Raw genomic sequence first — 26,484 nt, 5'->3', positions numbered from 1 at the left:
TAGGGGGAAAAGTACATGGCAAATCAAAGTTTGATCGTCATCGGTGGCGGTCTAGCTGGACTCATGGCGACAATCAAGTCGGCTGAGATGGGTGTTCCGGTAAAACTATTCTCGCTTGTACCGGTCAAGCGTTCACATTCAGTTTGTGCACAAGGCGGCATCAACGGTGCCGTCAACACGAAAGGGGAAGGGGATTCTCCTTGGCAACACTTTGATGATACGGTCTATGGGGGCGACTTCCTCGCCAACCAACCGCCAGTCCAAAAGATGGCGGAAGCGGCACCGAAAATCATCCACATGTTCGACCGGATGGGCGTCATGTTCAACCGGACGCCAGAAGGTCTTCTCGACTTCCGACGTTTCGGCGGCACGCTCCATCACCGCACGGCTTACGCCGGTGCGACGACAGGGCAACAGCTCCTTTACGCGCTAGACGAGCAGGTCCGTCGCTATGAGGCGCAAGGGCTTGTCGAGAAGTATGAAGGCTGGGAGTTCCTCCGTGCCATCATCGACGAATCAGGCGTCTGCCGTGGTGCGGTCTGTCAGGATTTACGCTCGATGGAAATTAAAGCGTTCCCATCGGATGCGGTCATCCTTGCGACAGGTGGCCCAGGCGTCATCTTCGGTAAATCGACGAACTCGGTCATCAACACCGGACAAGCGGCTGGAGCGGTTTACCGTCAAGGCGCCGTCTATGCGAACGGCGAGTTCATCCAAATCCACCCGACGGCGATCCCAGGGGACGACAAGCTTCGTCTCATGAGTGAGTCAGCACGTGGTGAAGGCGGACGTGTATGGACGTATAAAGACGGCAAGCCATGGTACTTCCTTGAAGAGAAGTACCCGGCCTACGGAAACCTCGTGCCGCGTGATATCGCGACGCGTGAGATTTTCGACGTCTGCGTCAACCAGAAGCTCGGCGTCAACGGCGAGAACATGGTGTACCTCGACTTGTCGCATAAAGACTCGAAAGAGCTCGACATCAAACTCGGCGGTATCCTCGAGATTTACGAGAAGTTCGTCGGCGACGACCCGCGGAAAGTCCCGATGAAGATTTTCCCGGCCGTTCACTATTCGATGGGCGGACTTTGGGTTGATTACGACCAGATGACGAACATCCCAGGGCTATTCGCTGCCGGTGAGTGCGATTACTCGATGCACGGTGCCAACCGTCTCGGTGCCAACTCGCTCCTCTCGGCCGTATACGGCGGGATGGAAGCCGGTCCTGCGGCCGTTCATTACATGCGCGGTCTCGACCAAGCGACAGAGAGCGTGCCAGAAGCACTCTTCAACTTCAACGAACGTGAAGAAATCGAGCGGTTCAACGACATCCTCGCGATGGACGGTACGGAAAACGCGTATCAAATCCACCGTGAGCTCGGCGAACTCATGACCGACAACGTCACGGTCGTTCGTTACAACGATAAACTCGAAGCGACGGACCTCAAACTCCGTGAACTTCGTGAACGCTATAACAACATCTCCGCGACCGATACGGCCCGCTGGAGCAACCAAGGGGCATCGTTCATCCGACAGCTCGACCACATGCTTGACCTCGCACGCGTCATCACACTTGGCGCCTTGAAACGCGACGAGAGCCGTGGAGCTCATTACAAACCGGACTTCCCGGAACGTGATGACGAGCGCTTCATGAAGACGACGATGGCACGTTACGACAATGGGGAAGTCGATATCTCGTTTGAAGAGATCGACGTTTCGTTAATCCCGCCACGTAAACGGGATTACTCGAAGAAAGGGGCGAAGACGAAATGACGACGCCGATGCAAGCAGATCAAAAAGACATTCGTTTTATCATTGAACGCCAGGACGGGCCGGATCAACCGACCTATACGGAAGAGTTTACCGTCCCGTACCGTCCGAATATGAACGTCATCTCGGCACTGATGGAAATCCGCCGAAACCCGGTCAACGCGAATGGGGACAAGACGACACCAATCAACTGGGACATGAACTGTCTCGAGGAAGTGTGTGGCGCTTGTTCGATGATTATCAACGGCAAGCCGCGCCAATCGTGTACGGCACTCGTTGATAAACTCGAGCAGCCAATCCGTCTGTCACCGATGAAGACGTTCCCGGTCGTCCGTGACCTTCAAGTCGACCGTCAACGCATGTTCGACGCGTTGAAAAAAGTGAAGGCGTGGGTCCCAATCGATGGAACGTACGACCTCGGACCAGGACCACGGATGCCAGAGAACAAGCGTCAATGGGCGTATGAACTATCGAAATGTATGACGTGCGGTGTCTGCCTTGAGGCATGCCCGAACGTCAACGACAAATCGAACTTCATCGGACCGGCTGCCATCTCGCAAGTCCGTCTGTTCAACTCGCATCCAACTGGCGCCTTCCACGCGGAAGACCGTTTGGAAGCGCTTATGGAAGACGGTGGCCTCGCACAGTGCGGAAACGCACAAAACTGTGTCGAAGTTTGTCCGAAAGGCATTCCGCTCACGACGTCAATCGCTGCGATGAACCGTCAGACGACGCTTCACTCGTTCAAATCGTTCTTCGGTAGCGACAAAGGCCGCACCGGTTCTGCGGTCGAGGCGTAAGGGTTACGGATGACGAAGTACTTCCGGGAAGCCGATTGGGAAACACGTGTCAGAGCAGGGGTCGCGCTAGACGTCAAAGTCCGATTTTCGGAGTGCGACCCGTACGGCCACATGAATAACACGATTCCGTTCATCTATTTCGAGGATGCGCGAATTGAGTTGCTTGAAGCGACAGGGTTCTCGTTGAAAGATGGGTTCGTCGTCGTCGCGGATGCCCAGTGCGACTATGTCCGCCAGGTGATGCCGCGCCAATCGATCAAGGTGTATGCCAATGTCTTGACGGTCGGAAACACTTCATGTGATATTCATTACGGGGCATATGACGGAGAACAGCTCATGTTCGCGGGGCGCACGAGCCTCGTGCACTTGTCGAAATCCGGTCGTCCGACCGAATGGACTCCAGAATATAAAAACCGCTTGCAGAATTTTTGCGAATCCGCTATCATTTGATAATGAGTTCACAAACAATTATTTTGCAGGTCCGCCTGTAGAATTGAAATTTGAAGGGAGACTATCACGTCATGGAAAAAACGTTCACAGTCGTTGCAGATTCAGGAATTCACGCTCGTCCAGCTACACAGTTGGTTAACACAGCTTCTAAGTTCCAATCAGATATCAACCTTGAGTACAACGGTAAAACAGTAAACCTCAAGTCGATCATGGGTGTTCTTTCACTCGGAATCGCAAAAGATTCTACAATCAAAATCACTGCAGCTGGTGACGATGCAGAAGAAGCGGTTAACACGCTTTCTGACATGCTCACAAGCGAAGGTCTTGCTCAGTAATTGAGCGACGGACGAGGCGGCCAATCGGCTACCTCGTCTTTTTTGTTTGTCACGAGACCGTTTCTTTTTCAGAATCGGCTTTTTTGGTAAGATAGATGGGAATGGAAGTGATGATCATGAAACGAGCGATTGGAGTACTCGATTCAGGAGTTGGCGGCTTGACGGTGGTCAAAGAACTGATGCGCCAACTACCGAAAGAAGAAATAATCTATATCGGCGACACGGAACGGTGCCCGTATGGCCCGCGCCCGCACGATGAGATTGAAGCCTATACGTGGGAACTGATTGAGTTCCTGTTAAGCAAGAACGTGAAGATGATCGTCATCGCCTGTAACACGGCGACAGCGGTCGTCTTGAAAGAAGCGCGCAAACGCCTCAACATCCCGGTCATCGGTGTCATCGACCCGGGAGCCCGTGCGGCCGTCAAAGGCACGCGCAACAAACATATCGGCGTCATCGGCACGAAGATGACGATTGAGAGTAACTCGTACGAGACGGCGCTCCGGCACGTGGCCGGCGAGATTGATGTGTATTCGCTCGCCTGTCCGCCGTTCGTCCCGCTCGTCGAAGCCGGCGAACTCGACGGGGAACGCGTCCGTACGATCGTCGCCGAGACGATTCGGCCGCTCCAATCTTCCGAGATGGATACGCTCATCCTCGGTTGCACGCACTATCCGCTACTCGCTCCGGTCATTCAAGACGTCGTCGGACCGGACGTCCATTTGATTTCGTCTGGTGACGAGACGGCGCTCGAAGTGGCGGCCATCCTTGATTTCAAAGAGCTCGAGAACGACCTCGACACGGTCCCGTCGCATCAGTTTTATGCGACGGGGGACGTCGTCATCTTTGACCGACTCGCGACAGAGTGGCTCGGTCAGCCCGTGAGAGCGGAGAAAGTAGAGGTGTCCGGTGTCGATGCGTAACGAACGAAACCATGACGAGCTCCGGCCCGTCGAAATCGTTCCCCATGTGAACAAGCATGCGGAAGGATCGGTCCTCATCTCGATCGGGGACACGAAAGTCATCTGTACGGCGACCGTCGAAGAACGCGTCCCGAACTTTTTGCGCGGCAAGAAGCAAGGTTGGATTAACGCCGAGTATGCCATGCTCCCGCGCGCGACAGGCAACCGTACGGTCCGCGAATCGGTCCGAGGGAAACAGTCGGGCCGGACGATGGAGATTCAGCGTCTCATTTCCCGCTCGCTCCGCTCGGTCGTCGATTTGGAACGGCTCGGCGAACGGACGATTTGGATTGACTGTGACGTCATCCAAGCCGACGGTGGTACGCGCACGGCCTCGATTACGGGCGGCTTCTGTGCCCTCGTCCTTGCGGTCGACGCGCTCATCCGTCAAGGTAAGCTCGACGACACGCCGATTAAAGAAGGCGTCGCGGCCATCTCGGTCGGACGGACCGACGAATTGCTCCTTGACTTGAACTACGAAGAAGACGCCGCGGCCGAGGTCGACATGAACGTCGTCATGACGGCGAGCGGACGCTTCGTCGAAGTACAAGGCACGGGGGAAGAAGCAACGTTCACGTTGCTCGAGATGAACGAGATGCTCCAGATGGCCCAAAGCGGGATCGAGACGCTATTCAAAGCGGCCGAAGACGCGCTCGGCGCCTCGTGGTGGTATGTCGGGGAACAATTGGAGGAGACAACATGAAACTCATCGTCGCAACACGCAATAAAGGAAAAGTCGTAGAAATCGAAGGGATGCTCACACCGCTCGGCTTCGAGGTCGAATCATTGCTCGATTATCCGGACGCACCGGAGACGGACGAGACGGGCACGACGTTCGAAGCGAACGCCGAACTGAAGGCGACGGAGGCGGCGCGCTACTTCGGCCATGCCGTCCTCGCCGACGATTCGGGGCTTGAAGTCGACGCGCTCGACGGGGCACCGGGTGTCCATTCGGCCCGCTTCGCCGGACCGGAAAAATCGGACGAGGCGAACAACGCGCTCTTGCTCGAAAAGTTGAACGGCGCGACGGACCGGACGGCACGCTTTATCTGTGCCCTCTGCCTGGCCAAACCAACGGGAGAGACGTTGACGGTACGCGGTACGATCGAAGGGACGATCGGCTACGCACCGCACGGGGGGAACGGTTTCGGTTATGACCCGCTCTTCATCGTCCCGTCGCTCCATAAAACGGCAGCCGAACTCGAACGCGACGAAAAGGCGGCGGTCAGTCACCGCGGTCAAGCACTACGAAAGTTAGAGGCAGAAATCATTCCGTTCATGAAAGGGTGACCCGTATGCGTTTTCTCGTAGTCAGTGACAGTCACGGATTGACCGAAGAACTATCGATCATCTTCAATCGGCACGAACAAGAAATCGACGATGCGTATCATTGTGGCGACTCGCAACTCGCGCTCGTCGACGAGCATCTGCTCCCGTATCACACGGTGCGCGGCAATTGCGATTTCGGTGGCGACTTGCCGCTCGAGCGAATCGAGGAGACGGCCGAAGGCACGATTCTCATCGTCCATGGCCATCATCACGACGTGAAGTACGACTTGAACCGGTTGCGTTACCGGGCCGAAGAGGTCGGGGCGAACGTCGTCTTGTTCGGCCACTCGCACGTCGCCGGGGCGTTGATTGAGGACGGGGTGCTCTATGTGAACCCGGGTTCGATTCGGATGCCGCGCGGGCGGAGTGACAAGACGTATGTACTGATGGATCTCGAGAACGGACAGGCCAACGTCCGCTTTTATCGGTCTGAGGATGGTTCAGCCGTCGAGGATCTCGATGTGAGCGGAAAGCTGTGACGGAATGAAAAGAAGGAATTGACAGCAAACCATTTTTCTATTATAGTTTTCTTGTCAATGTCCCAATAGCTCAGCTGGATAGAGCAACGCCCTTCAAGACAAATAGGAGCCTTTATAGGGAAACAGAAACCTATAGAGTGGACGACACTATATCGGTGAAGCCTTAACAGATGATGCTGATGGTAATACCGAGGAAACTTATTTCCTTTCGGGGACAAGATGGTTCGAAGGACTAAAGGTCATTCTTTAGAGGTAGAGCCATTGAAGGAGCAGTTTGCTCGTGAGGTTCCGTAGAGACTACACGTGTCGCACCTGAAATGGTGAAGATATAGTCCAGACTACAAACAACACACGTTGGTGGCGAAAGCCATGGTGGTAAGCTAAGGCGTCGGTCGGGGGTTCGAATCCCTCTTGGGACACTTCCATTTAAAATAGAGATAGCCTCCACGGAGGTTGTCTCTTTTTTCGTTTTTCGGGGTATTGATTGACAACGAATCGATTCCTAACGGAAGATGGAGATGAATGGAAAGGGTGTGGAGAGATGGCAAAAGAGAAAGCTTACCCGTTTCCTGGGAACTGGTCGCGGCTTCAGAAGATGATTCAAGAAGCGGACACGGCCGGAGAACGGCAACGGGTCGAACCAATTCTATGGGATTGGTATGAGGCAGTGCCCGGTGATCCCTTTGTTTTCATGGAACTATTCCAATGTCTGATGGAACGTCCTGAAGAACCGGAGACGCTTGAGAAACTCGAAGAACTCGTCACGACTCAGATGACGGTCGCAGAAGAACCTGCAGCCGGCGGGCTTCAAATCGCCCAGTATTACATCATGCGTGACCAACCGTTCGAGGCGGCCCATTGGATCAATCGCTATCTCGAATGGCAAGAGAAGACCGATCACGTCAACACGCAAGCGCATCAAGTGTTGCAAGTGTTGAAGTTGACCGAGTTCCCGGCGGCAATCGCCAAAGTGAAGCGGATCCTGAATCGTGGCGGAATCGGCGAACAGATTGAGACGCTTGAACACGTCCATTTCAACATCGACGACGTCCTCGACAACGTCTTGAAAGAACTTCTCGTCGCCGACCGCCCAAAATTGATGAAGTTGATCGTGCTTCAAAAAGCGTTCGACGAGTTGCCGGTCATCGAATGGACCGATCTTGGGACACGGCATCGGTTGACGCGAGACGCGGCGACCGTGCATACACAAGCGTGGGAAGCGATGACGAATCAATTGCAGCGGGTCGTATATGGGGACGAAATCGCGACACAACTGCTTATGAATTACATGTACACGCACTACCCGTTCACACCGCGAGAAGCGCCTGACGTGGAGGCGGCGATAGGACAGGCGAAAACGGCCATCTTGCAACACGAGGAAACGGACGGCCTGGCAGCGGAAATTCTCGAGGCGGACATGCGTTTCACCGAGGCGTTTCTAGACTAAATCCTTGTGTGCAGTCGCCGGATTTATGCTATAATACGGATTGTTGTACATTCTTGTACGTATAAACGAATTGTTGGAGGGACTTAGCATGACAGCAAAATGGGAAAAAACATCAGGTAGCCAAGGCGTACTCACGTACGAAGCACCTGCAGAAGCTTTTGATAAAGCAGTCGACGCCGCATTCAAAGATGTCGTCAAAACTTTGAACGTGCCTGGCTTCCGTAAAGGGAAATTGCCACGCCCAATGTTCAACAAAATGTACGGAGAAGAAGCACTCTATCAAGATGCGCTCGATATCCTCTACCGTGACACAGTTCAAGGTGCGGTCGAAGAAGCTGGTTTCGAACCAATCGCTCTCGAAAACATCGATGTAGACGGCACGCTCGAAAAAGGCAAACCAGTAACGTTCAAAGTAACGTTCGTCGTTGAGCCAGAAGCTGAGCTTGGCGAATACAAAGGTCTCGAGTACGAAGCTGTTGAAACAACAGTCACTGACGAAGAAGTTGCAGCTGAACTTGACGCGCTTCAACAGCAAGGCGCAGAGCTTGCTGTTAAAGAAGGCGCAATCGAAAACGGCGACACAGCTGTCTTTGATTTCGCAGGTTTCGCTGACGGAGAGCAATTCGAAGGCGGCACGGCTGAAAACTACACGCTCGAAATCGGTTCAGGCCAATTCATCCCTGGATTCGAAGAGCAAATGGTCGGCTTGACGGCTGGCGAAGAAAAAGACGTTGAAGTAACATTCCCTGAAGAGTACCACGCTGACAACTTGGCGGGTAAACCAGCGACATTCAAAGTCAAACTTCACGAAGTCAAAGCGAAGCAAGTTCCTGAGCTCGACGACGAGTTCGCAAAAGACATCGACGAGTCAGTTTCATCACTCGACGAGTTGAAAGCGAAAATCCGTGAGCGTTTAGAAACTGCGAAGAAACAAGAAGCAGAAGGCACAATGCGCGACCAACTCGTCGAGCAAGCAACAGCTAACGCAACAATCGACGTACCAGCAGTACTCGTTGACCAAGAAGTAGACCGCATGGTTCAAGAGTTCGGCACACGTGTTTCTTCACAAGGAATCGACCTCGACATGTACTTCCAGCTTACTGGAACGACTGAAGAAGCGATGCGCGAAGAGATGAAAGAGCAAGCTGAAGAGCGCGTTAAAGCTCGTCTCGTCTTGAAAGCAATCGCTGAGAAAGAAGCGATTGAAGTGTCTGACGAAGATGCTGAGAAAGAACTCGAAGAAATGTCTAAACTTTACAACATCGCACCGGATCAACTCCGCACGATGCTCGCTCCACAAGGCGGAATCGAGACACTTAAAGGTGATCTCAAATTCCGCAAAGCGATCGACGTTCTCGTTGAAAACGGGAAAGCGAAGTAATCGGATGACAGAAGGACGGCTGCCTAGCAGTCGTCCTTTTTTTCGTCACGACACTTTGCATGTGTTTATCTTTGATGAAGTGATTTGTTCATGCTACAATTATTGCAACGCAGAGATGTAAATGTCTTTTCACGGTGCATGCGCACCTGGGAATACAAATAGGCGATTTATCGCACTTACATCCATTTTCATTTAGAAGGGGTGTACCGAATGTTCAAATTTAACGAGGAAAAGGGGCAACTCAAGTGCTCGTTTTGCGGAAAATCGCAAGAACAAGTCCGTAAATTAGTCGCCGGTCCTGGCGTATACATTTGTGACGAATGTATCGAACTTTGCAATGAAATCGTTGAGGAAGAGCTCGGTGTGGAGGAAGAAGTCGAATTTAAAGACATTCCAAAACCACAAGAGATTCGTAACATCCTAGACGATTATGTCATTGGTCAAGACCGCGCCAAACGTGCGCTTTCAGTAGCTGTCTATAACCACTATAAACGTATCAACGCCGGTGGCCGTTCTGATGATGTCGAACTTTCGAAGTCGAACATCGTCATGATTGGACCAACTGGTAGCGGTAAGACACTTCTCGCTCAGACGATGGCTCGCGTCTTGAACGTCCCATTCGCAATCGCGGACGCGACGAGCTTGACGGAAGCCGGTTACGTCGGGGAAGACGTCGAGAACATCTTGCTCAAGTTGATTCAATCGGCTGACTATGATGTCGAGAAGGCTGAAAAAGGGATTATCTACATCGATGAAATCGATAAGATTGCCCGTAAGTCGGAAAACCCATCAATCACGCGTGACGTATCGGGTGAAGGCGTTCAGCAGGCACTTCTTAAAATCTTGGAAGGAACGGTCGCAAGCGTGCCGCCGCAAGGTGGACGTAAGCATCCGCATCAAGAGTTCATTCAAATCGATACGACGAACATCTTGTTCATCGTCGGCGGCGCGTTCGCTGGCATCGAAGCGGTCGTCAAACGCCGCATCGGTAAGAAAGTCATCGGATTTGGGAACGACCAAGAAAATCGCGAGTTGACGCAAGAAGACTTGCTCGCCCGCGCGCTTCCGGAAGACCTTCAGAAGTTCGGATTGATTCCGGAATTCATCGGTCGTTTACCGGTCATGGCGACGCTCACGACGCTTGACGAAGAAGCACTCGTCGAGATCTTGACGAAGCCGAAGAACGCCCTCGTTCGTCAGTACGAGAAAATGCTCGAACTCGACGATGTCGAACTCTCGTTCACAGACGAGGCGTTGGTTGAAATCGCCAAACTTGCGATCAAACGTAAGACAGGCGCACGCGGTCTCCGCTCGATTATCGAAGAAATGATGCTCGATGTGATGTTCACTGTCCCATCGCGCGACGATATCGAGAAAGTCATCATCACGGATGAAACGATTACGGGTCTTGCCGGTCCGAAATACGTCCTTCGCGATGGTACTGTCGAACAGACAGGCGACAATAAAGAGACAGCATAATTTTGAACGAAAAAGGCTCAAACACTCGGCACATCCGAGTTTTGGGCCTTTTTGCACAGGAGGCGTTGTAATGGAACAATTACCAATCCTTCCTTTGCGTGGAGTCGTGGTGTATCCGCTCATCGGAGTGACAATCGACGTGGGGCGTCCGCTCTCCCTACGAGCACTCCTTGCCGCAAAGGAACACGAGACAGATTTGATTGTTGTGACACAAAAAGAGACGGGGAAAGAATCACCCGAACCGGAAGACTTGTACGCGATCGGGACACGCGTCCATATCGCCAAGATGAGCGAGCTGTCGAACGAGACGGTCCGCGTCCGCTTGGTCGGGAAAGAACGCGTCAAAATCAACTCCATCGAAGAAACGAAGGAAGGCTGGTTCGCAGACGTCGAGCCACTTGAACTCGTCGAAGGGGAAGAAGTCGAGCGGACGGCACTCGTGCGCTTATTGAAAGAACAGTTCGGAAAACTCGTCGGATCCATCAAAGGATTGTCACCGGACGAGCGTCGTCGTTTCGAGATGTATGAACGGCTCGAGTCGTTGACCGACTATATCGCGTCGAAGCTCGATGTCGACGTCGATATCCGCCAAGCGATGCTCGAAGAACCGGACGCCGTCAAACGCGGCTTAGAGCTGCTCGAGATTATGACGCACGAGGTCGAGATCATCGAGCTCGAGCAAGAGTTGCGCGAACGGACGAAGAAGACGATTGAACAGGCACAGAAAGAGTATTATTTGCGCGAACAGATGAAGACGATTCAGCAAGAGCTCGGTGACCAGTCGCAAGAGTCTGAACCGAACCGTCTCCGTGAGAAGCTCGAGGCGCTCGATTTGCCTGAGACGACACGGAAGAACGTCATGCGCGAAGCCGAGCGGTTGAACGTCGTCCCGGCGACGTCACCCGAGTATGCCGTCATCCGTAACTATCTCGACTGGATTGCCTCACTCCCGTGGGGCATTGAGACAGAAGATAAACTCGACGTCAAACATGCGGCCGATGTGTTAGATGACGACCATTACGGGCTCGAGTCGGTGAAAGACCGGATCCTCGAGTACTTGGCCGTCCGTCAATTGACGAATTCGCTCCGTGGGCCGATTCTTTGTCTCGCCGGACCTCCAGGGGTCGGGAAGACGTCTCTCGCCCGCTCGATTGCGTCGGCGCTCGAACGTCACTTCGTCCGTGTCTCGCTCGGTGGGGTACGTGACGAGGCTGAGATTCGGGGGCACCGTCGTACGTATATCGGGGCGATGCCAGGCCGCATCATCCGTGGCTTGAAGCAGGCCGAGAGCAAAAACCCGGTGTTCTTGCTCGACGAGATCGATAAGATGGCGTCCGATTTCCGGGGCGACCCAGCGTCGGCGATGCTCGAAGTGCTCGACCCGGAACAGAACGTCTCGTTCTCGGATCACTATATCGAGGAACCGTTCGACTTATCAAACGTGCTCTTCATCGCGACGGCGAACGACGTCTCGCAAATTCCGGCACCGCTCCTTGACCGGATGGAACTCATCCAAATCGGTGGCTACACGGAACTCGAGAAAGTCGAGATCGCTAAGCGTCACTTGATACCGAAACAGTATAAAGAGCACGGCTTGAAGAAGAGCCAGCTCACGATTAAAGAGGACGCACTTTACGAAGTCGTTCGCCGTTACACGCGTGAGGCCGGTGTCCGGAACTTGGAACGGGTCATCGGTTCGCTTTGCCGGAAAGCGGCGAAGCAAATCGCCATCGGCGAGAAGAAACGCGTCACCGTCTCATTGAAGAGCCTCGGCGACTACCTAGGGAAACCGAAGTACCGCTACGGCAAAGGGGAGACGGAAGACTCGATCGGTGCTGTCACCGGACTCGCCTACACTGCGTTCGGGGGCGACACGCTCACGATTGAAGTCGCGCTCGCACCTGGTAAAGGCAAGCTCCAGTTGACGGGGAAACTCGGTGACGTCATGCAAGAGTCGGCGCAGACCGCGTATAGCTACGTCCGTTCAAACGCGGAACGGTTCGGGATTGACCCGACGTTCTACGAGCGCCAAGACGTGCATATCCACGTGCCGGAAGGTGCCGTCCCGAAAGACGGTCCGTCGGCGGGGATTACGATCGCGACGGCGCTCATCTCGGCGTTGACTGGGAAGAAAGTCCGCCGTGACATCGGTATGACCGGGGAAATCACGCTCCGCGGCCGCGTCCTGCCGATCGGTGGATTGAAAGAGAAAGCGCTCGCCGCACACCGAGCCGGCTTGACGACCATCGTCATTCCGAAAGACAATGAGCGTGACATCGATGACATTCAAGACACCGTCCGTGAGAAACTGACGTTCGTCCCGGTCACGACGCTCGATCAAGTATTAGAAGTAGCATTTGGAGGAAATTAAATAATGAAAATCACTAAAGCAGAATTTGTCACGAGTGCCGTCGCACCGGAGCATTACCCGATTCATGAGTTGCCGGAAGTCGCACTCGCCGGACGTTCGAACGTCGGGAAGTCATCGTTCATCAACAAGATTTGTCAGCGCAAAGCACTTGCACGGACGTCTTCGAAGCCAGGGAAGACGCAGACGCTGAACTTCTTCAACATCAACGATGAAATTATGTTCGTCGACGTCCCGGGCTACGGCTACGCGAAAGTCTCAAAGACGGAGCGTGAGAAGTGGGGCGTCATGATGGAGCAGTATTTGACGTCACAGAGCGCGCTTCGCGGCGTCGTCTTGTTGGTCGATATCCGTCATGAGCCGACGGGTGATGACGTGACGATGTACAACTTCTTGAAGCATTACGAAATTCCGGTCATCGTCGTGGCAACGAAGCTCGATAAAATCAAGAAAGCGCAGCGTCAAAAACATGAGGCGGCCGTCAAACGTAAGCTTCAGTTTGAATCGACTGACCGATTCGTCGCGTTCTCGGCGGAGACGGCAGAGGGAAAAGACGAAGCGTGGAAAGCGATTTACGATTTATTGACACGTGAAGAAGATTGATCGAAGACGAGGGAACCCCTCGTCTTTTTTGTTTTCAGGGTTACGTGAGCGGGTAAGTATCGTATAATTGTCCTAATTACATAAGACAAGAGAATAGAGAACGAGGTGGAAAGATGCAAATCATGTTTCAGAACAAATGGTACCGCTTTTTATTTTGGACGCTGACGATTTTCTTGGTCATCTGGGTCGGGACGGAAATTTCTTTCGTATTCCAACCAGTCCAAGTCATTTTGGCGCTCGTCACGGTACCGCTCATCATTGCCGGACTTTTTTATTATTTCTTAGTCGGGATTGTCGATTTCTTAGAAAAACGGATGGAAGGCAAACGGCCGCTCGCCGTCGGGATTACGCTTGGGGGACTCGTGCTGATTTTTACGCTCGTCTTCAGCATTCTCGGCCCGGTGCTCGCGGAGCAGGTGACTTCACTCGTTAACGCGATGCCGAGCATTGCGAAGGAATTACAGGTACAGGCGTTCGCCGTCCGTGACTCGCTCATGCAAAATGAGTTTTTGTCACGCTTCATCGCCGAGAATGACGATATGTTCACCGACTTCACGAACAACGTGACGTCGTATCTCGGAGACGTCTTCGGGAATGTCGCGTCATCGGTCGGTCGTCTTGTCGGCTTCATCACGTCGGCCGTCATCACAATCGTCGTCATTCCGTTCATGCTTTTGTATATGTTACTTGACGGGAAACGTCTTCCGGACTCGATTGTGAAGTTGTTGCCGTCGAGCTATGAGCGTGAGACACGCAACATCTTACATGATATGCACACGACGGTTAAAAACTACGTCCATGCCCAGTTGATTGTGGCGTTCTTCGTCGGAATCACGTCGCTCATCGGATTATGGATTATCGGACTCGACTATGCCATCCTACTCGCGCTCTTCATGATGGTGACGAACATCATCCCGTACGTCGGACCGTTCCTCGGTGCGGCACCGGCCGTTGTCGTCGCTTTCATCCAAGATCCGATTAAAGTGCTTTGGGTCATCGTCGTCATCATCATCGTCCAACAGATCGAATCGAACGTCATCTCACCGCTCATCCAAGGTAAGTCGCTGAAGGTGCACCCATTGACAATCATCATCGTCTTGCTCGTCGCCGGGAACTTGGCTGGGATTATCGGAATGCTCATCGCGGTCCCATTCTATGCGGTGGCGAAAGTCGTCGTTCAAAATATCGTCCGCATCTATAAGCTGAGGGAACGGAAGCATTACCTCGAAGCGGAAGAAGAAAAGGTACAAGAAAGTACAATCATCACCGATCCATCCTCTCTAAAATGAGGAATCAAGTAGAAATGGTCTCTATGTCCGTTTCTACTTTTTTTCGTCACAAAAAGTTCTTATTTTATTTCAGGAAAATCAAACAGAAGATTATAGTTACCAGATAAGAACTGTTATAATGTACGGTAGAGATTGAAAAAGAAAAGACAACCGTCGGTGGATTTTGGATGAGGGGAAGAGATACATGCATATTGTCGTCGTTGGACTAAATAACAAGACAGCCCCTGTCGCGATTCGGGAGCAGTTCTCGTTTGGGGAGCAAGAAATCGTGGATGCGATGATTGCACTTCGCGAAGAGAAAAGCATATTTGAATCGGTTATTTTGTCGACTTGTAACCGAACAGAGCTATATGTCGTCACAGACCAGCTCCATACGGGTCGTTATTATACAAAACGGTTTTTAGCGAACTGGTTTGATTTAGAGATGGACCAATTCACCCCTTATTTATCGATTCGTGAAGGAGAAGAGGCGATTCGCCACTTGTTCCGCGTCACGTCTGGACTCGATTCGATGATCATTGGGGAAACACAGATTTTAGGACAAGTGAAATCGAGCTTCTTCCGCGCCCAAGAGAACGGGACGACGGGAACGGTATTCAACAAACTGTTCAAAGAAGCCGTGACGCTCGCCAAACGTGCCCATACTGACACGCAGATTGGGGAAATGTCGGTATCGGTCAGCGCGGCAGCAGTCACGCTCGCCCAAGAAATGTATTCGTCGCTCGATGACAAACAAGTCGTCGTCGTCGGCGCGGGGGAGACAGGCGAGTTGACGACGCTCAACTTGTTCGAGGCCGGTGCGAAACAGATTGCGGTCTTTAACCGGACCGAGAGCAAAGCGAAAGCGGTCGCCGACAAGTTCAAAGGCCGGGCCCACTCAATCCGTGAGATTGCTTGTGGCTTGCTTGACGCCGATATTTTAATCAGCTCGACCGGTGCGAAAGAAGCGGTCATCGCCTATGATGACGTCGCCGCAGCTCAATTGCTCCGCCGGGAACGTCCACTGTTATTAATCGACATTGCCGTGCCGCGAGATATCGATCCAGCGGTCCGGGCGCTTCCGGGCGTCCACTTGTTCGATGTGGATGACTTGAACGGCATCGTCAATAAAAACTTGGCGGCCCGTCTCATCGAAGCCGAAAAGATTGAAATCAAAATCGATGAGGCGATTCAAGAGTTCCAAACGTGGCTCATCACGCTCGGTGTCGTCCCGATCATGAATGAATTGCGCGCCCGTGCGCTCAACATTCAAGAAGAGACGATGGAAAGCCTCGAACGCAAGCTCGATCATCTGTCGGACCGCGATAAAAAAGTCATCGGTAAGCATATGAAGTCAATCATCAACCAGATGCTTCGTGAACCGATTGATTACATCAAAGACGCCGCCGCGCAACCGGATGCGAACACACGCATCAATCAGTTTGTGGAGACGTTCGGTCTGGATGTCGACGTCCCTGACGCCGAACCAGAAACGGAAGAAGCCGAAGCGATGTCAGCGAAAGCACCACTTCGCGCCTTGATGCGCTAATACAAAACAAAAAAAGGCGGCGGATCTCGTCGCCTTTTTCTATGAAGGGGATAACCGATCATGCGTAAAATTATCGTCGGCTCACGCCGCTCACAACTTGCGATGACACAGACGAAATGGGTCATCGACCAATTGAAGAAAGCCGGAGCTCAAAACGAGTTCGAAATCAAAGAGATTGTGACGAAAGGGGATCAAATCGTCGACGTGCAACTATCGAAAGTCGGCGGCAAAGGATTGTTCGTCAAAGAGATTCAGCAACAGATGCTCGCTGGTGACATCGATTTCGCCGTCCACAGCATGAAAGACGTGCCGGCCGAGTTGCCGGAAGAACTCTATATCAGCTGCATGCCGAAACGCGTCGACGCCCGTGACGTGCTCATCTGCGAGAACGGCTATACGCTCGAGACGCTCCCAGAAGGTGCCGTCATCGGGACGAGCTCACTGCGCCGTGGTGCTCAAATGCTCGCCGCCCGCCCGGATTTCGACATTCAATGGATTCGCGGCAACATCGACACGCGCCTTAAAAAACTCGAGACAGAAAACTTCAACGCCATCTTGCTCGCCAAAGCCGGGCTCGAGCGCATGGGTTGGACGGACCGCGTCGACTTCGAAGCGCTTGACGCCGATATGATGGTCCCAGCCGTCGGACAAGGTGTGCTTGCCATCGAAAGCCGGAAGGACGACACTGAAGTGACGGCAATTCTACAATTGCTCCATGACGACGTGACGGCGAAAGCCGCAACGGCCGAGCGGACGTTCCTCAAGGCAATCGAAGGCAGCTGTCACGTACCGGTCGGCGGTTATGCGACGGTCGATGGCGACGACGTGACACTCACAGGCCTCATCGCCTCGGTCGACGGCAAAGAAGTGCTCCGTGTGACGAAGACGTCGTCAGACGCGGTCGCACTCGGGAAAGACGTAGCAGACGATTTGCTCGGACGCGGCGGGCGCGAAATTCTCGCCTCGGTCAATGTGTGACGTCTGGTACACAGGGACAAAACGACTGACCGCTTCGCAGCGAGCCCGGCTCACCGCGAGCGGTCTTTCCGTTCATCACGTCCCGCTCATCGAGACGAGATTGACGCACAATCAGATGCCGATCAGTCGATTCGATTGGCTCGTCGTGACGAGCCAGACAGCGGTGCCGGCACTCCGTGACGTCCCGCGTGACGTCAAAGTCGCGGCCGTCGGCGAGAAAACGAAACAAGCACTCGAGACCGTAGGATTCACCGTCGCGCTCATGCCGGAGACGTTTACAGGCGAGGCGTTGTTCCGTGACCTTGCGACTGTCGTAAAAGCAGACGAGGTCGTCTTGTTCGCCCGGGGCGACTTGGCGAACACGGCGCATATGGCAAAGCTCGAAAACGTCCACGACTGGGTCGTCTATGAGACAATCGGCCGTGAACTGACAGAGACGGAAGTCGAGGCGCTCGAAGGAATCGAGGCGCTCCTCGTCCTCAGCCCGTCCGCCGTCCATGCCCTCACGCCATATCTCGACCATTTCCACGGGACGTGGTACGCCATCGGTGAAGTGACCGAGCGCGCCGTCCGGGAAGTGTCGACGTTACCGGTCCGAGTGCCTGAGTGTTATACTATGGATGCATTAATACAGTGTATAGGGGAGGATTTTTCATGAACCAGTTTGACCGTCATCGTCGTCTTCGTTCATCGAAGTCAATGCGTGCACTCGTACGTGAAAATCATGTTCGGAAAGAAGATTTGATTTACCCGCTCTTCATCATCGAAGGGACAGACATTAAACGCGAAGTCAGCTCGATGCCAGGCGTCTTCAACTTCTCGCTCGACCGTCTCGAAGACGAGATCAACGAGATCGTCGACCTTGGTATTCAATCGGTGCTCTTGTTCGGCGTACCTGAACATAAAGACCCGGAAGGTACGGAAGCGTATCATGACCACGGCATCGTCCAAGAAGCGATCCGTAAAGTGAAAGCGTGGGCACCACAGCTCACGGTCATCGCGGACACGTGCCTGTGCGAATATACGTCGACAGGCCACTGCGGCATCGTGAAGAACGGTGACGTCGATAACGACGCGTCGCTACCACTTCACGTCCAGACGGCCATCACGCAAGCGCAAGCAGGCGCTGACATCATCGCGCCGAGCTCGATGATGGACGGCTTCGTCGCCGCCATCCGTGAAGGGCTCGACCAAAACGGGTTCAACCATATCCCGATCATGAGTTACGGCGTCAAGTACGCATCGGCGTACTACGGACCGTTCCGTGACGCAGCCCAATCGGCACCTGGTGAAGGCGACCGCAAAGGCTATCAGATGGACCCGGCCAACCGCCGTGAAGCGTTCCGTGAATCACAATCGGACGTCGAGCAAGGCGCCGACTTCATGATCGTCAAACCGGCGCTCGCGTTCATGGACATCATCCGTGACATGCGCGACTCGCTCGATATGCCGATTGTGGCGTATAACGTGAGCGGAGAGTACGCCATGGTCAAAGCGGCTGCTTTGAACGACTGGGTCGATGAGCAACGCATCGTCATGGAGACGATGGTCGGCTTCAAACGGGCCGGTGCGGACCTCATCGTTACGTATTTCGCAAAAGACGTCTGTCGCTATTTGGAAGGAGACTACGCATGACCTACAAACAAACACGCTCAGAAGCGGCGTTCGAACAAGCACGTCCGCTCATGCCGGGTGGGGTAAACAGCCCGGTCCGTGCCTATAAATCAGTCGGCATGACGCCAATCTTCGCTGAACGCGGTGAAGGTTCACGCATCTACGATATCGATGGCAACGAATATATCGATTACGTCCTCTCATGGGGACCACTCATCCTCGGCCACCGCGACCCTGTCGTCACGAAGGCGATTCAAGAGCAAGCTGAGAAAGGCTGGACGTTCGGGACACCGACCGAGCTCGAAACGAAAATGGCCGAGCTCGTCATCGAGCGCGTCCCATCGATCGAGATGGTGCGCATGGTCAACTCGGGTACGGAAGCGACGATGGCGGCACTCCGCCTCGCACGCGGTTACACGGGCAAGACGAAAATCTTGAAGTTCGAAGGCTGCTACCACGGTCATGGCGACTCGCTCCTCATCAAGGCCGGTTCGGGCGTCGCGACGCTCGGTCTCCCGGACTCGCCGGGCGTACCGAAAGATTTGGCGAGCCAGACGCTCACGGTGCCATATAACGATTTGGATGCTCTCCGCATCGCCTTCGAGAAGTTCGGCGACGATATCGCTGGTGTCATCGTCGAACCGGCGGCCGGTAACATGGGCTTCGTGCCACCGCAACCTGGCTTCCTCGAAGGACTCCGCGAGATCACGGAACAGTACGGCTCGCTCCTCATCTTTGACGAGGTCATGACCGGATTCCGGGTCGGCTATAACTGTGCCCAAGGCTACTTCGGCGTGACGCCGGACTTGACGTGCCTCGGGAAAGTTATCGGTGGTGGTCTTCCGGTCGGTGCCTACGGTGGGAAACGCGAGATTATGGAACAAATCGCGCCACAAGGACCAATTTACCAGGCAGGAACGCTCTCAGGGAACCCGCTCGCGATGATCGCCGGCTACACGACGTTGTCGCAACTCAAGCCTGAGCACTACGCCGAGTTCGAACGCAAAGCGGACCGTCTCGCCGAAGGCTATACGAAAGCGGCCGAGAAGTATAACATCCCGCACGACACGAACCGGGCCGGATCGATGTTCGGATTCTTCTTCACGAACGAGAAAGTGACGAACTTCGAGAAGGCGAAGACGGCGAACCTCGACTTGTTCCGTGCTTACTATCAGAAGATGGCGGCGCGCGGCGTGTTCTTGCCACCGTCACAGTTCGAAGGATTGTTCCTCTCGACCGTTCATACGGACGAAGATATCGACTTGACGCTCGCAGCGGTCGAGGCGACGTTCAAAGAGCTGCAACAAGAGTTTTCATTGTAATCTTGACGGAAACAGCTTCTGTCGCTACAATTGTTTAACAGATACGAACAAAAGCTACGATGAGGAATAGTACGCAATCAACATCCATTTTCAGAGACGCGGCCGCTTGGTGCGAGGCCGCGAAGGATGGTGCGGAAGTCGCCTCGGAGCTGACCTTTTGAACGAAGTAGGAAGGTCCGGTCCATCGACCGTTATTCGATTTTGAGGGCGCCACAAGTGGCGAACTAAGGTGGTACCGCGGAAGATACGGCTTCTTTCGTCCTTAGCGTTAAGGACGAGAGTAGCCGTTTTTTTGTCCACATTATTAGAGGAGGTTGGGCATATGGCCAACGAGACAAACGAAATCACCATGCCGACGAAGTACGATCCAAGTGCGACGGAAGCGAAATGGTATGACTACTGGTTAGAGAACGACGTATTCAAAGCAGACGAGGATAATTCAAAACAGCCTTACACGATTGTCATCCCGCCACCGAACGTAACAGGGAAACTTCACCTCGGACACGCGTGGGACACGACGCTCCAAGATTTGCTGACGCGCCTCAAGCGCATGCAAGGCTATGACGTCCTCTGGCTCCCAGGGATGGACCACGCCGGGATCGCGACGCAAGCGAAAGTCGAACAGAAGCTCCGTGAGGACGGCATCATGCGCTATGACCTCGGACGCGAGAAGTTCCTCGAGAAGACGTGGGAATGGAAAGACGAGTACGCCGATACGATCCGTGCCCAATGGTCAAAACTTGGCCTCGGTCTCGACTACTCACGTGAGCGCTTCACGCTCGACGAAGGACTCTCGAAAGCGGTCCAGGAAGTGTTCGTCCGCCTCTATGAGAAAGGCTTGATTTACCGCGGCGAATATATCGTCAACTGGGACCCGGCGCAAAAGACGGCCGTTTCGGATATCGAAGTAATCTATCAAGAAGTCGAAGGCGCGTTCTACCACATGAAGTATCCGCTTGCGGACGGCTCAGGCCACATCGAGATCGCGACGACGCGTCCGGAGACGATGCTCGGCGATACGGCCGTTGCCGTCAACCCGAAAGATGAGCGTTACGCGCACCTCGTCGGCAAGACGATCATGCTTCCGGTTATGAACCGCGAGATTCCGATCGTCGCTGACGACTACGTCGACATGGAGTTCGGTACAGGTTGCGTCAAGATCACACCGGCGCACGACCCGAACGACTTTGAGATCGGGAACCGCCACGAACTCCCGCGCATCCTCGTCATGGACGAAGGCGGCAAGATGAACGAGAACGCCGGCAAGTACGAAGGGCTCGACCGCTTTGAATGCCGCAAACAACTCGTCAAAGATTTGGAAGCAGACGGCACGCTCGTCAAAATCGAGCCGCACACGCATTCGGTCGGCCACTCGGAACGTTCAGGCGCGGTCATCGAGCCGTATCTTTCGAAACAGTGGTTCGTCGACATGGAGCCGCTCGCGAAAGCTGCGCTCGAAGCACAAGGACATGATGATACGAAAGTCAACTTCATCCCAGAGCGGTTCGAAGGCACATACCTTCGCTGGATGGAGAACATCCGTGATTGGTGTATCAGCCGTCAACTCTGGTGGGGCCACCGCATCCCGGCGTGGTACCATAACGAGACAGGTGAGATTTATGTAGGCAAAGAAGCACCGGCGGACAGTGAGAACTGGCACCAAGACGAAGACGTGCTCGACACATGGTTCTCGTCAGCGCTCTGGCCGTTCTCGACGATGGGCTGGCCGGATACGGACTCAGCAGACTTCAAACGTTACTTCCCGACGAGCGCGCTCGTCACGGGTTACGACATCATCTTCTTCTGGGTATCACGCATGATTTTCCAATCGCTCGAGTTCACTGGGAAGCAGCCGTTCAACGACGTGCTCATCCACGGTCTCATCCGCGACTCGGAAGGCCGCAAGATGTCGAAGTCGCTCGGTAACGGCGTCGACCCGATGGAAGTCATCGACCAATACGGTGCGGACTCACTCCGCTGGTTCCTCCTCACGGGATCGACACCAGGGAACGACCTTCGTTTCTACTGGGAGAAAATCGAATCGACATGGAACTTCGCGAACAAAATTTGGAACGCGAGCCGTTTCGCCCTTATGAACATGGAAGGCATGAAGTATGAGGACATCGATTTGTCAGGTGAGAAGACGCTCGCTGACAAGTGGATTCTCACTCGCTTGAACGACACAATCGACCAAGTGACACGTCTCGTCGACAAGTATGAGTTTGGCGAAGCCGGCCGTTACTTGTACAACTTCATTTGGGAAGAGTTCTGTAACTGGTACATCGAGATGGCGAAACTCACGCTCTATGGTGAGGACGAGGCGGCGAAAGCGACGACACGTTCAGTGCTCGCGTACACGCTCGACTCGATCATGCGTCTCATGCACCCGTTCATGCCGTTCCTCACAGAGGAAATCTGGCAGCACTTGCCGCACGAAGGTGACTCAATCGTCCGTGCGAGCTACCCGACACGTCGCGACGAGCTCCACTTCGCGGACTCGGTACCAGCGTTTGAAGCGGTCATGAACGTCATCCGTTCGGTCCGTAACATCCGTTCGGAAGTGAACGCCCCGATGTCGAAACCGATTCAGCTCTTCATCTCGACGTCGGATGAGGCGACTCAAGATTACTTGAGCGCGAACGAAGCAACAATTGGCAAGTTCACGAACGCGACTGAGCTCGAAATCGGACGTGGCTTGACGGCTCCTGATAAGTCGATGTCGGCCATCATGACGGGTGCGGAACTGTTCATCCCGCTCGCCGACCTCATCAACTTTGAAGAAGAAATCGCCCGTCTTGAGAAAGAAGTGGCGAAGTACGAGAAGGAAGTCGAGCGCGTTCAGAAGAAACTCGGCAACCCAGGCTTCACTGGCAAGGCCCCGGCTCACGTCATCGACGAAGAGAAGGCGAAAGAAAAAGACTACCTCGATAAACGTGACGCGGTTCGCGCCCGTTTGGAAGAGTTGCGTAAGTAAGACATCAACCTTCTTTGGAGACCTGTTCTCCGAAGAAGGTTTTTTTGTCGTTTGGTGGAATTTAGGAGAGGAGACAATGTAAAGGTGGCGTGACATGAGACGAATCGGAATGACGTTAAGTTTGGCAGTGATGGGATTGGGTGGGTGTGTGGCGGAACGCGCTGAGCCGATCGAACCGACGGAATTAGGAGTGACAATTAATGAAAGTGCAGAAGAGACGTCTTCCAAGGATATGCCCGTAACGACGGACAAAGAAGTGTTCGGCTCGATGATTGAGGACGTGCCGAAAGGGACCGTTCGACTAGTCGATGCGGTCACGTCCCAATACACACTTCAATATAAAGATGGTACGTCCGAGCGACCAGCGAGAGACGGTGTGTTCTATGAGACGGTCATTGATGACCTCGGACTCATCGCCATTCAGTTGCCAAACCGCGACGATTCGTTCGGCGTGTTCAACTATTCGCGGGACAAGGAATGGGCTCTGCATGGCATCCAAAACTTTACGATTCCCGAGGCGGCCGAAAAAGTCCATCACGGGTTGGATTTGCCTGAAGAAGAGCTGTTTGTCGACAACTTCGAGATGAATCAGCTCGAGCGACCGGTGGAGATGTGGACGTTGTATGATGAAACTCAATGCATCACGATTTTAGTGACCGATGCGTCCAGTGTGGCCGACGGAGAATTGATTGAACGGCGAGACGTGTCAAATGAGCGGTATCGATTGAATCAACCAGAAGGGAACGGCTTGTTTTATCTGGATCAAGGCAAGCTCATCGTCGTGACGGGCAATGTGCCGGAAGAAGTGTTGCTAAACCTCTCGGACTCGCTGCCGGAGGTGTGGTCGGCTGACTTTCCGATAAAGTAAGCAATCATTCAGGAGGAGGGAATATTATGTCGTACACTCACGAATTCGGTGTATTGGATTCAACAAATCGTCAATCATCATATGATACGTATACACCTGAACGTTTTGACTGTGTCTCGGTGGATGGAGAGTGGGTGGATGGGTTTATCGAGGAGCTGAACGAGATGCGCACGTATTTCCACTCCTATGACCGTCCTGGATTCGGATTAGACGAATGCGGGATCACGCTCATTCCACATGAGTCACTGGCACTGTTCTATCAAGTTGTCAAACAGGTAATGTACACGCATGAATCAGACGAACTGCATCGACTCATCTCGAAAATCGCTCAAGCCCAAGTCGAACAGAAGGACATGATTCATTTCGGACTATAAGTCTATATGAAAGAACAACCCCGAGCATCGTTATCGATGTTCGGGGTTGTGTTTGCGTCCGATATAAATGATGCCAAATACAGTGGTGGCAATCAAAACATGCAAGAAGAGCGGTTGAGGATGGCCAATGGGGAATAGATGAGTGGCATAGACGACATAAAGGATGCTTCCGAATCCTAGTAAGATGGAATAAAGAACCTTTATACGTCCTCTTCCTCTGGTTCTATCCAAAACGGGAGGCGACCGGTTGTCACGAAATAAGATGACGTGAGCAAGGCGCCGATTGCGAGTCCGGTTACTTGCGGCTGAATCGGCTGACCCGTCAACGATAAATAAAAACTGTAGACGAGATAGGACGTGGACACGACGATAATCGTCATGAGCAAGACAGTCATCTTCATTTCGATTCGTCCCAATCAAAATTATTCAAATATCTCATGAAAGTCGAAAACGAAACAGCTAAGAAAAAGGCGGGCATGAGCCATGCCCAGCCGTCTATGAAAGGTCCTTGCAATAGCTCGATTGACATCAAGCAGGCAAACCCTAACGAAATGAGTGAAGTGAGTAGAAGCATGTTGAACCTCCTAAAAGTGATGTTATCCACTTTACGTTCGAACATAAAAAAGGTTCCAAAAAAACCATCCTGCCGAAGCAGAATGGTTCATGTGCCACAAAACGTCTGATAAGGATAGCTGCGAGGCGGTCCGGGAGAGACATATCGTCCATAGTCTGCTTCGTAATCGTACGGCTTTCGCAATACGTCGAGCAGTGCATGGGTCGGACCGAAGTCACCGCGTTCGGCTGCCATGAGGGCGGCCTCGACATGATGATTGCGTGGAATGACGGCCGGGTTATGCTGACGCATGAGCCGAATGACGTCTGAATCCGGGAGACCTTGCTCCCCGAGGCGTTTTTGCCAAGCGGACAGCCACGCCTTGCCGTCGTCCTGTTTAGCAAAAAAGAGCGCGTCCGTGTCGTCGAGTGTGAGCGCTCGGAACGTGTTCGTGAAGTCAGCCTCAGACTCCATCATGAGTCGGAGCAGTTCGTCCGTCAGTGCATCGTCCCCGTCTTTTCGGACATAGAGCCCGATTTTATGGGCGAGCCCAGTAAAGTACGCCTCTTTATACGTTTCCGTGTAGTCGTTCAACAGCTTGTTGGCGATATCGACGGCGGCTTCTTGCTTGTCAGCGAGGAGCGGCAACAGCGTCTCGGCGAGGCGGGCCAAATTCCACGACCCGATATATGGTTGGTTCGCATAGGCGTAGCGTCCCTCGCGGTCGATGGAGCTGAAGACGGTGTTCGGGTGATACGTATCCATGAATGCACACGGGCCATAGTCGATCCCTTCACCGCTGATGAACGTGTTGTCCGTGTTCATGACACCGTGGATGAATCCGACGAGTTGCCAATCCGCGATGAGCTTCGCCTGACGGGTGATGACGCGGCCGAGGAATTGTTCATAGCGATTCGGCTGTCCTTCAAGGTCAGGGTCATGACGACGAATCGCATAGTCGGCGAGAGCGATGACATCATCAATCGATCCGGCCGCAGCGGCATATTGGAACGTGCCGACGCGTAAGTGGCTCGACGCGACGCGCGTCAAGATGGCACCATGCTTCGGTCCTTGACGCATGATTGGCTCACCGGTCGTGACGACGGCGAGCGCCCGATTCGTCGGGATGCCGAGGGCGTGCATCGCCTCACTGATGAGGAACTCGCGCACCATCGGTCCAACAGCGGCCCGTCCATCGCCTCCACGGGAATACTCGGTCGGACCTGAGCCTTTCAATTGAACATCGAAACGCTTGCCGTTCGGGGTGACATGTTCCCCGAGCACGAGTGCTCGTCCGTCACCGAGCATTGTGAAATGGCCGAACTGGTGGCCGGCATACGCTTGCGAGAACGACGTGTCGGTCTGGCGATTCCCAGCGAAGAGCGAGATGTCTTGGCGTACCTCGGCGTCGAGGCCGAGTGTCTCGGCGAGTGGTTCGTTCCAAAGCACGATCTCGGGCTTGTCGACCGGATGGACCGGTCCCTGGTCGTAAAAGATGTCACGGAGATCGAGGTAGGTCGCCTCGAAGTTCCAGTTGGTTGTCATGGTGATTCCTCCTTCTTCGCCTCGAGTATAGCACAG

24 protein-coding genes and 1 other annotated feature are annotated in these 26,484 nt (G+C 53.6%); of the genes, 22 read left to right on the top strand and 2 right to left on the bottom strand.

The features are described 5' to 3' along the window. Positions 1–15 precede the first annotated feature (15 nt). The 22 genes from sdhA to KNP80_RS12715 all read left to right on the top strand — a co-directional run bounded on the left by sdhA (position 16) and on the right by KNP80_RS12715 (position 24,350). Positions 16–1,773 carry a succinate dehydrogenase flavoprotein subunit gene (sdhA, locus tag KNP80_RS12820; protein ID WP_214719955.1) on the top strand — a complete coding sequence of 586 codons (1,758 nt, stop codon included), beginning with the start codon at positions 16–18 and terminating at the stop codon, positions 1,771–1,773. Continuing rightward, entirely contained in the window at positions 1,770–2,570 is an 801-nt protein-coding gene (gene sdhB, locus KNP80_RS12815; protein ID WP_214834873.1) for a succinate dehydrogenase iron-sulfur subunit, read from the top strand. The genes sdhA and sdhB overlap by 4 nt, the downstream gene beginning before the upstream one ends. Before the next feature lie 9 nt (positions 2,571–2,579). After that, positions 2,580–3,020 (top strand): acyl-CoA thioesterase, encoded by a 441-nt coding sequence (locus tag KNP80_RS12810; protein WP_029595860.1) that lies wholly within the window; start codon positions 2,580–2,582, stop codon positions 3,018–3,020. Between the two features lie 71 nt (positions 3,021–3,091). Then, positions 3,092–3,355 carry a phosphocarrier protein HPr gene (locus KNP80_RS12805; RefSeq protein WP_021066838.1) on the top strand — a complete coding sequence of 88 codons (264 nt, stop codon included), beginning with the start codon at positions 3,092–3,094 and terminating at the stop codon, positions 3,353–3,355. 116 nt (positions 3,356–3,471) lie between these two features. Then, positions 3,472–4,278 carry a glutamate racemase gene (racE, locus tag KNP80_RS12800; protein ID WP_285801586.1) on the top strand — a complete coding sequence of 269 codons (807 nt, stop codon included), beginning with the start codon at positions 3,472–3,474 and terminating at the stop codon, positions 4,276–4,278. Next, complete coding sequence (rph, locus tag KNP80_RS12795; RefSeq protein ID WP_029595858.1) at positions 4,271–5,020, top strand: ribonuclease PH; 750 nt, start codon at positions 4,271–4,273, stop codon at positions 5,018–5,020. The genes racE and rph overlap by 8 nt, the downstream gene beginning before the upstream one ends. After that, a complete protein-coding gene (locus KNP80_RS12790) occupies positions 5,017–5,607 on the top strand; it encodes an XTP/dITP diphosphatase (protein ID WP_214834872.1) in 591 nt (196 codons plus the stop codon). The genes rph and KNP80_RS12790 overlap by 4 nt, the downstream gene beginning before the upstream one ends. A 5-nt stretch (positions 5,608–5,612) precedes the next feature. After that, positions 5,613–6,125, top strand: coding sequence for a metallophosphoesterase family protein (locus KNP80_RS12785; protein ID WP_214719951.1), 513 nt, complete (start codon positions 5,613–5,615; stop codon positions 6,123–6,125). A gap of 541 nt (positions 6,126–6,666) precedes the next feature. Further along, on the top strand, positions 6,667–7,572 hold the full coding sequence (locus KNP80_RS12780; RefSeq protein WP_214834871.1) for a hypothetical protein: 906 nt from the start codon (positions 6,667–6,669) through the stop codon (positions 7,570–7,572). An 88-nt stretch (positions 7,573–7,660) separates the two neighbouring features. Next, on the top strand, positions 7,661–8,953 hold the full coding sequence (tig, locus tag KNP80_RS12775; RefSeq protein ID WP_021066844.1) for a trigger factor: 1,293 nt from the start codon (positions 7,661–7,663) through the stop codon (positions 8,951–8,953). 210 nt (positions 8,954–9,163) lie between these two features. Next, the gene (gene clpX, locus KNP80_RS12770; RefSeq protein WP_021066845.1) at positions 9,164–10,432 is read left to right on the top strand and encodes an ATP-dependent protease ATP-binding subunit ClpX; all 1,269 of its coding nucleotides are present in this window, start codon (positions 9,164–9,166) and stop codon (positions 10,430–10,432) included. A gap of 70 nt (positions 10,433–10,502) precedes the next feature. Continuing rightward, positions 10,503–12,803, top strand: a complete 2,301-nt coding sequence (gene lon, locus KNP80_RS12765) for an endopeptidase La (RefSeq protein ID WP_214832462.1) — start codon at positions 10,503–10,505, stop codon at positions 12,801–12,803. A 3-nt stretch (positions 12,804–12,806) separates the two neighbouring features. Next, positions 12,807–13,403 carry a ribosome biogenesis GTP-binding protein YihA/YsxC gene (gene yihA, locus KNP80_RS12760; RefSeq protein WP_214834870.1) on the top strand — a complete coding sequence of 199 codons (597 nt, stop codon included), beginning with the start codon at positions 12,807–12,809 and terminating at the stop codon, positions 13,401–13,403. Positions 13,404–13,516: 113 nt separating this feature from the next. Beyond that, positions 13,517–14,692, top strand: a complete 1,176-nt coding sequence (locus KNP80_RS12755) for an AI-2E family transporter (RefSeq protein WP_214832460.1) — start codon at positions 13,517–13,519, stop codon at positions 14,690–14,692. Between the two features lie 184 nt (positions 14,693–14,876). Next, a complete protein-coding gene (gene hemA, locus KNP80_RS12750) occupies positions 14,877–16,220 on the top strand; it encodes a glutamyl-tRNA reductase (protein ID WP_021066849.1) in 1,344 nt (447 codons plus the stop codon). A gap of 60 nt (positions 16,221–16,280) precedes the next feature. Continuing rightward, positions 16,281–17,198, top strand: coding sequence for a hydroxymethylbilane synthase (gene hemC, locus KNP80_RS12745; protein ID WP_214834869.1), 918 nt, complete (start codon positions 16,281–16,283; stop codon positions 17,196–17,198). After that, on the top strand, positions 17,191–17,856 hold the full coding sequence (locus tag KNP80_RS12740; RefSeq protein ID WP_214834868.1) for a uroporphyrinogen-III synthase: 666 nt from the start codon (positions 17,191–17,193) through the stop codon (positions 17,854–17,856). Before hemC ends, KNP80_RS12740 begins: the two co-directional genes overlap by 8 nt. Continuing rightward, entirely contained in the window at positions 17,853–18,833 is a 981-nt protein-coding gene (gene hemB, locus KNP80_RS12735) for a porphobilinogen synthase (protein ID WP_021066852.1), read from the top strand. The genes KNP80_RS12740 and hemB overlap by 4 nt, the downstream gene beginning before the upstream one ends. Next, complete coding sequence (gene hemL / locus KNP80_RS12730; RefSeq protein WP_214832454.1) at positions 18,830–20,134, top strand: glutamate-1-semialdehyde 2,1-aminomutase; 1,305 nt, start codon at positions 18,830–18,832, stop codon at positions 20,132–20,134. The genes hemB and hemL overlap by 4 nt, the downstream gene beginning before the upstream one ends. A 47-nt stretch (positions 20,135–20,181) precedes the next feature. After that, positions 20,182–20,401, top strand: a binding site (T-box leader). A gap of 55 nt (positions 20,402–20,456) precedes the next feature. Further along, a complete protein-coding gene (locus tag KNP80_RS12725; RefSeq protein WP_214834867.1) occupies positions 20,457–23,108 on the top strand; it encodes a valine--tRNA ligase in 2,652 nt (883 codons plus the stop codon). Positions 23,109–23,202: 94 nt separating this feature from the next. Next, positions 23,203–23,976 carry a hypothetical protein gene (locus KNP80_RS12720; protein WP_214834866.1) on the top strand — a complete coding sequence of 258 codons (774 nt, stop codon included), beginning with the start codon at positions 23,203–23,205 and terminating at the stop codon, positions 23,974–23,976. A gap of 26 nt (positions 23,977–24,002) precedes the next feature. Continuing rightward, positions 24,003–24,350, top strand: coding sequence for a short-chain dehydrogenase (locus KNP80_RS12715; RefSeq protein WP_214719941.1), 348 nt, complete (start codon positions 24,003–24,005; stop codon positions 24,348–24,350). A gap of 200 nt (positions 24,351–24,550) precedes the next feature. Here KNP80_RS12715 and KNP80_RS12710 read toward each other — a convergent pair whose 3' ends face one another. Further along, positions 24,551–24,751: a hypothetical protein gene (locus tag KNP80_RS12710; protein ID WP_214710484.1), complete on the bottom strand. Its 201-nt coding sequence runs from the start codon at positions 24,749–24,751 to the stop codon at positions 24,551–24,553. A gap of 260 nt (positions 24,752–25,011) precedes the next feature. Further along, a complete protein-coding gene (locus KNP80_RS12705) occupies positions 25,012–26,448 on the bottom strand; it encodes a protein adenylyltransferase SelO (protein WP_214832449.1) in 1,437 nt (478 codons plus the stop codon). Positions 26,449–26,484 lie beyond the last annotated feature (36 nt).

Origin of the sequence: Exiguobacterium sp. E4787 (assembly GCF_018618375.1) — a bacterium.
Classification (GTDB): Bacteria; Bacillota; Bacilli; order Exiguobacteriales; family Exiguobacteriaceae; genus Exiguobacterium; species Exiguobacterium chiriqhucha.
Note: the sequence above shows the minus strand (reverse complement) of the source record. Positions and strands in the feature narration are given on the sequence as shown.

What these genes read in the sequence shown, in the direction of transcription:
- sdhA (WP_214719955.1), top strand. Translation starts at nt 16, where the DNA reads ATGGCAAATCAAAGTTTGATCGTCATCGGTGGCGGTCTAGCTGGACTC.
- sdhB (WP_214834873.1), top strand. Translation starts at nt 1,770, where the DNA reads ATGACGACGCCGATGCAAGCAGATCAAAAAGACATTCGTTTTATCATT.
- KNP80_RS12810 (WP_029595860.1), top strand. Translation starts at nt 2,580, where the DNA reads ATGACGAAGTACTTCCGGGAAGCCGATTGGGAAACACGTGTCAGAGCA.
- KNP80_RS12805 (WP_021066838.1), top strand. Translation starts at nt 3,092, where the DNA reads ATGGAAAAAACGTTCACAGTCGTTGCAGATTCAGGAATTCACGCTCGT.
- racE (WP_285801586.1), top strand. Translation starts at nt 3,472, where the DNA reads ATGAAACGAGCGATTGGAGTACTCGATTCAGGAGTTGGCGGCTTGACG.
- rph (WP_029595858.1), top strand. Translation starts at nt 4,271, where the DNA reads ATGCGTAACGAACGAAACCATGACGAGCTCCGGCCCGTCGAAATCGTT.
- KNP80_RS12790 (WP_214834872.1), top strand. Translation starts at nt 5,017, where the DNA reads ATGAAACTCATCGTCGCAACACGCAATAAAGGAAAAGTCGTAGAAATC.
- KNP80_RS12785 (WP_214719951.1), top strand. Translation starts at nt 5,613, where the DNA reads ATGCGTTTTCTCGTAGTCAGTGACAGTCACGGATTGACCGAAGAACTA.
- KNP80_RS12780 (WP_214834871.1), top strand. Translation starts at nt 6,667, where the DNA reads ATGGCAAAAGAGAAAGCTTACCCGTTTCCTGGGAACTGGTCGCGGCTT.
- tig (WP_021066844.1), top strand. Translation starts at nt 7,661, where the DNA reads ATGACAGCAAAATGGGAAAAAACATCAGGTAGCCAAGGCGTACTCACG.
- clpX (WP_021066845.1), top strand. Translation starts at nt 9,164, where the DNA reads ATGTTCAAATTTAACGAGGAAAAGGGGCAACTCAAGTGCTCGTTTTGC.
- lon (WP_214832462.1), top strand. Translation starts at nt 10,503, where the DNA reads ATGGAACAATTACCAATCCTTCCTTTGCGTGGAGTCGTGGTGTATCCG.
- yihA (WP_214834870.1), top strand. Translation starts at nt 12,807, where the DNA reads ATGAAAATCACTAAAGCAGAATTTGTCACGAGTGCCGTCGCACCGGAG.
- KNP80_RS12755 (WP_214832460.1), top strand. Translation starts at nt 13,517, where the DNA reads ATGCAAATCATGTTTCAGAACAAATGGTACCGCTTTTTATTTTGGACG.
- hemA (WP_021066849.1), top strand. Translation starts at nt 14,877, where the DNA reads ATGCATATTGTCGTCGTTGGACTAAATAACAAGACAGCCCCTGTCGCG.
- hemC (WP_214834869.1), top strand. Translation starts at nt 16,281, where the DNA reads ATGCGTAAAATTATCGTCGGCTCACGCCGCTCACAACTTGCGATGACA.
- KNP80_RS12740 (WP_214834868.1), top strand. Translation starts at nt 17,191, where the DNA reads ATGTGTGACGTCTGGTACACAGGGACAAAACGACTGACCGCTTCGCAG.
- hemB (WP_021066852.1), top strand. Translation starts at nt 17,853, where the DNA reads ATGAACCAGTTTGACCGTCATCGTCGTCTTCGTTCATCGAAGTCAATG.
- hemL (WP_214832454.1), top strand. Translation starts at nt 18,830, where the DNA reads ATGACCTACAAACAAACACGCTCAGAAGCGGCGTTCGAACAAGCACGT.
- KNP80_RS12725 (WP_214834867.1), top strand. Translation starts at nt 20,457, where the DNA reads ATGGCCAACGAGACAAACGAAATCACCATGCCGACGAAGTACGATCCA.
- KNP80_RS12720 (WP_214834866.1), top strand. Translation starts at nt 23,203, where the DNA reads ATGAGACGAATCGGAATGACGTTAAGTTTGGCAGTGATGGGATTGGGT.
- KNP80_RS12715 (WP_214719941.1), top strand. Translation starts at nt 24,003, where the DNA reads ATGTCGTACACTCACGAATTCGGTGTATTGGATTCAACAAATCGTCAA.
- KNP80_RS12710 (WP_214710484.1), bottom strand. Translation starts at nt 24,751, where the DNA reads ATGAAGATGACTGTCTTGCTCATGACGATTATCGTCGTGTCCACGTCC.
- KNP80_RS12705 (WP_214832449.1), bottom strand. Translation starts at nt 26,448, where the DNA reads ATGACAACCAACTGGAACTTCGAGGCGACCTACCTCGATCTCCGTGAC.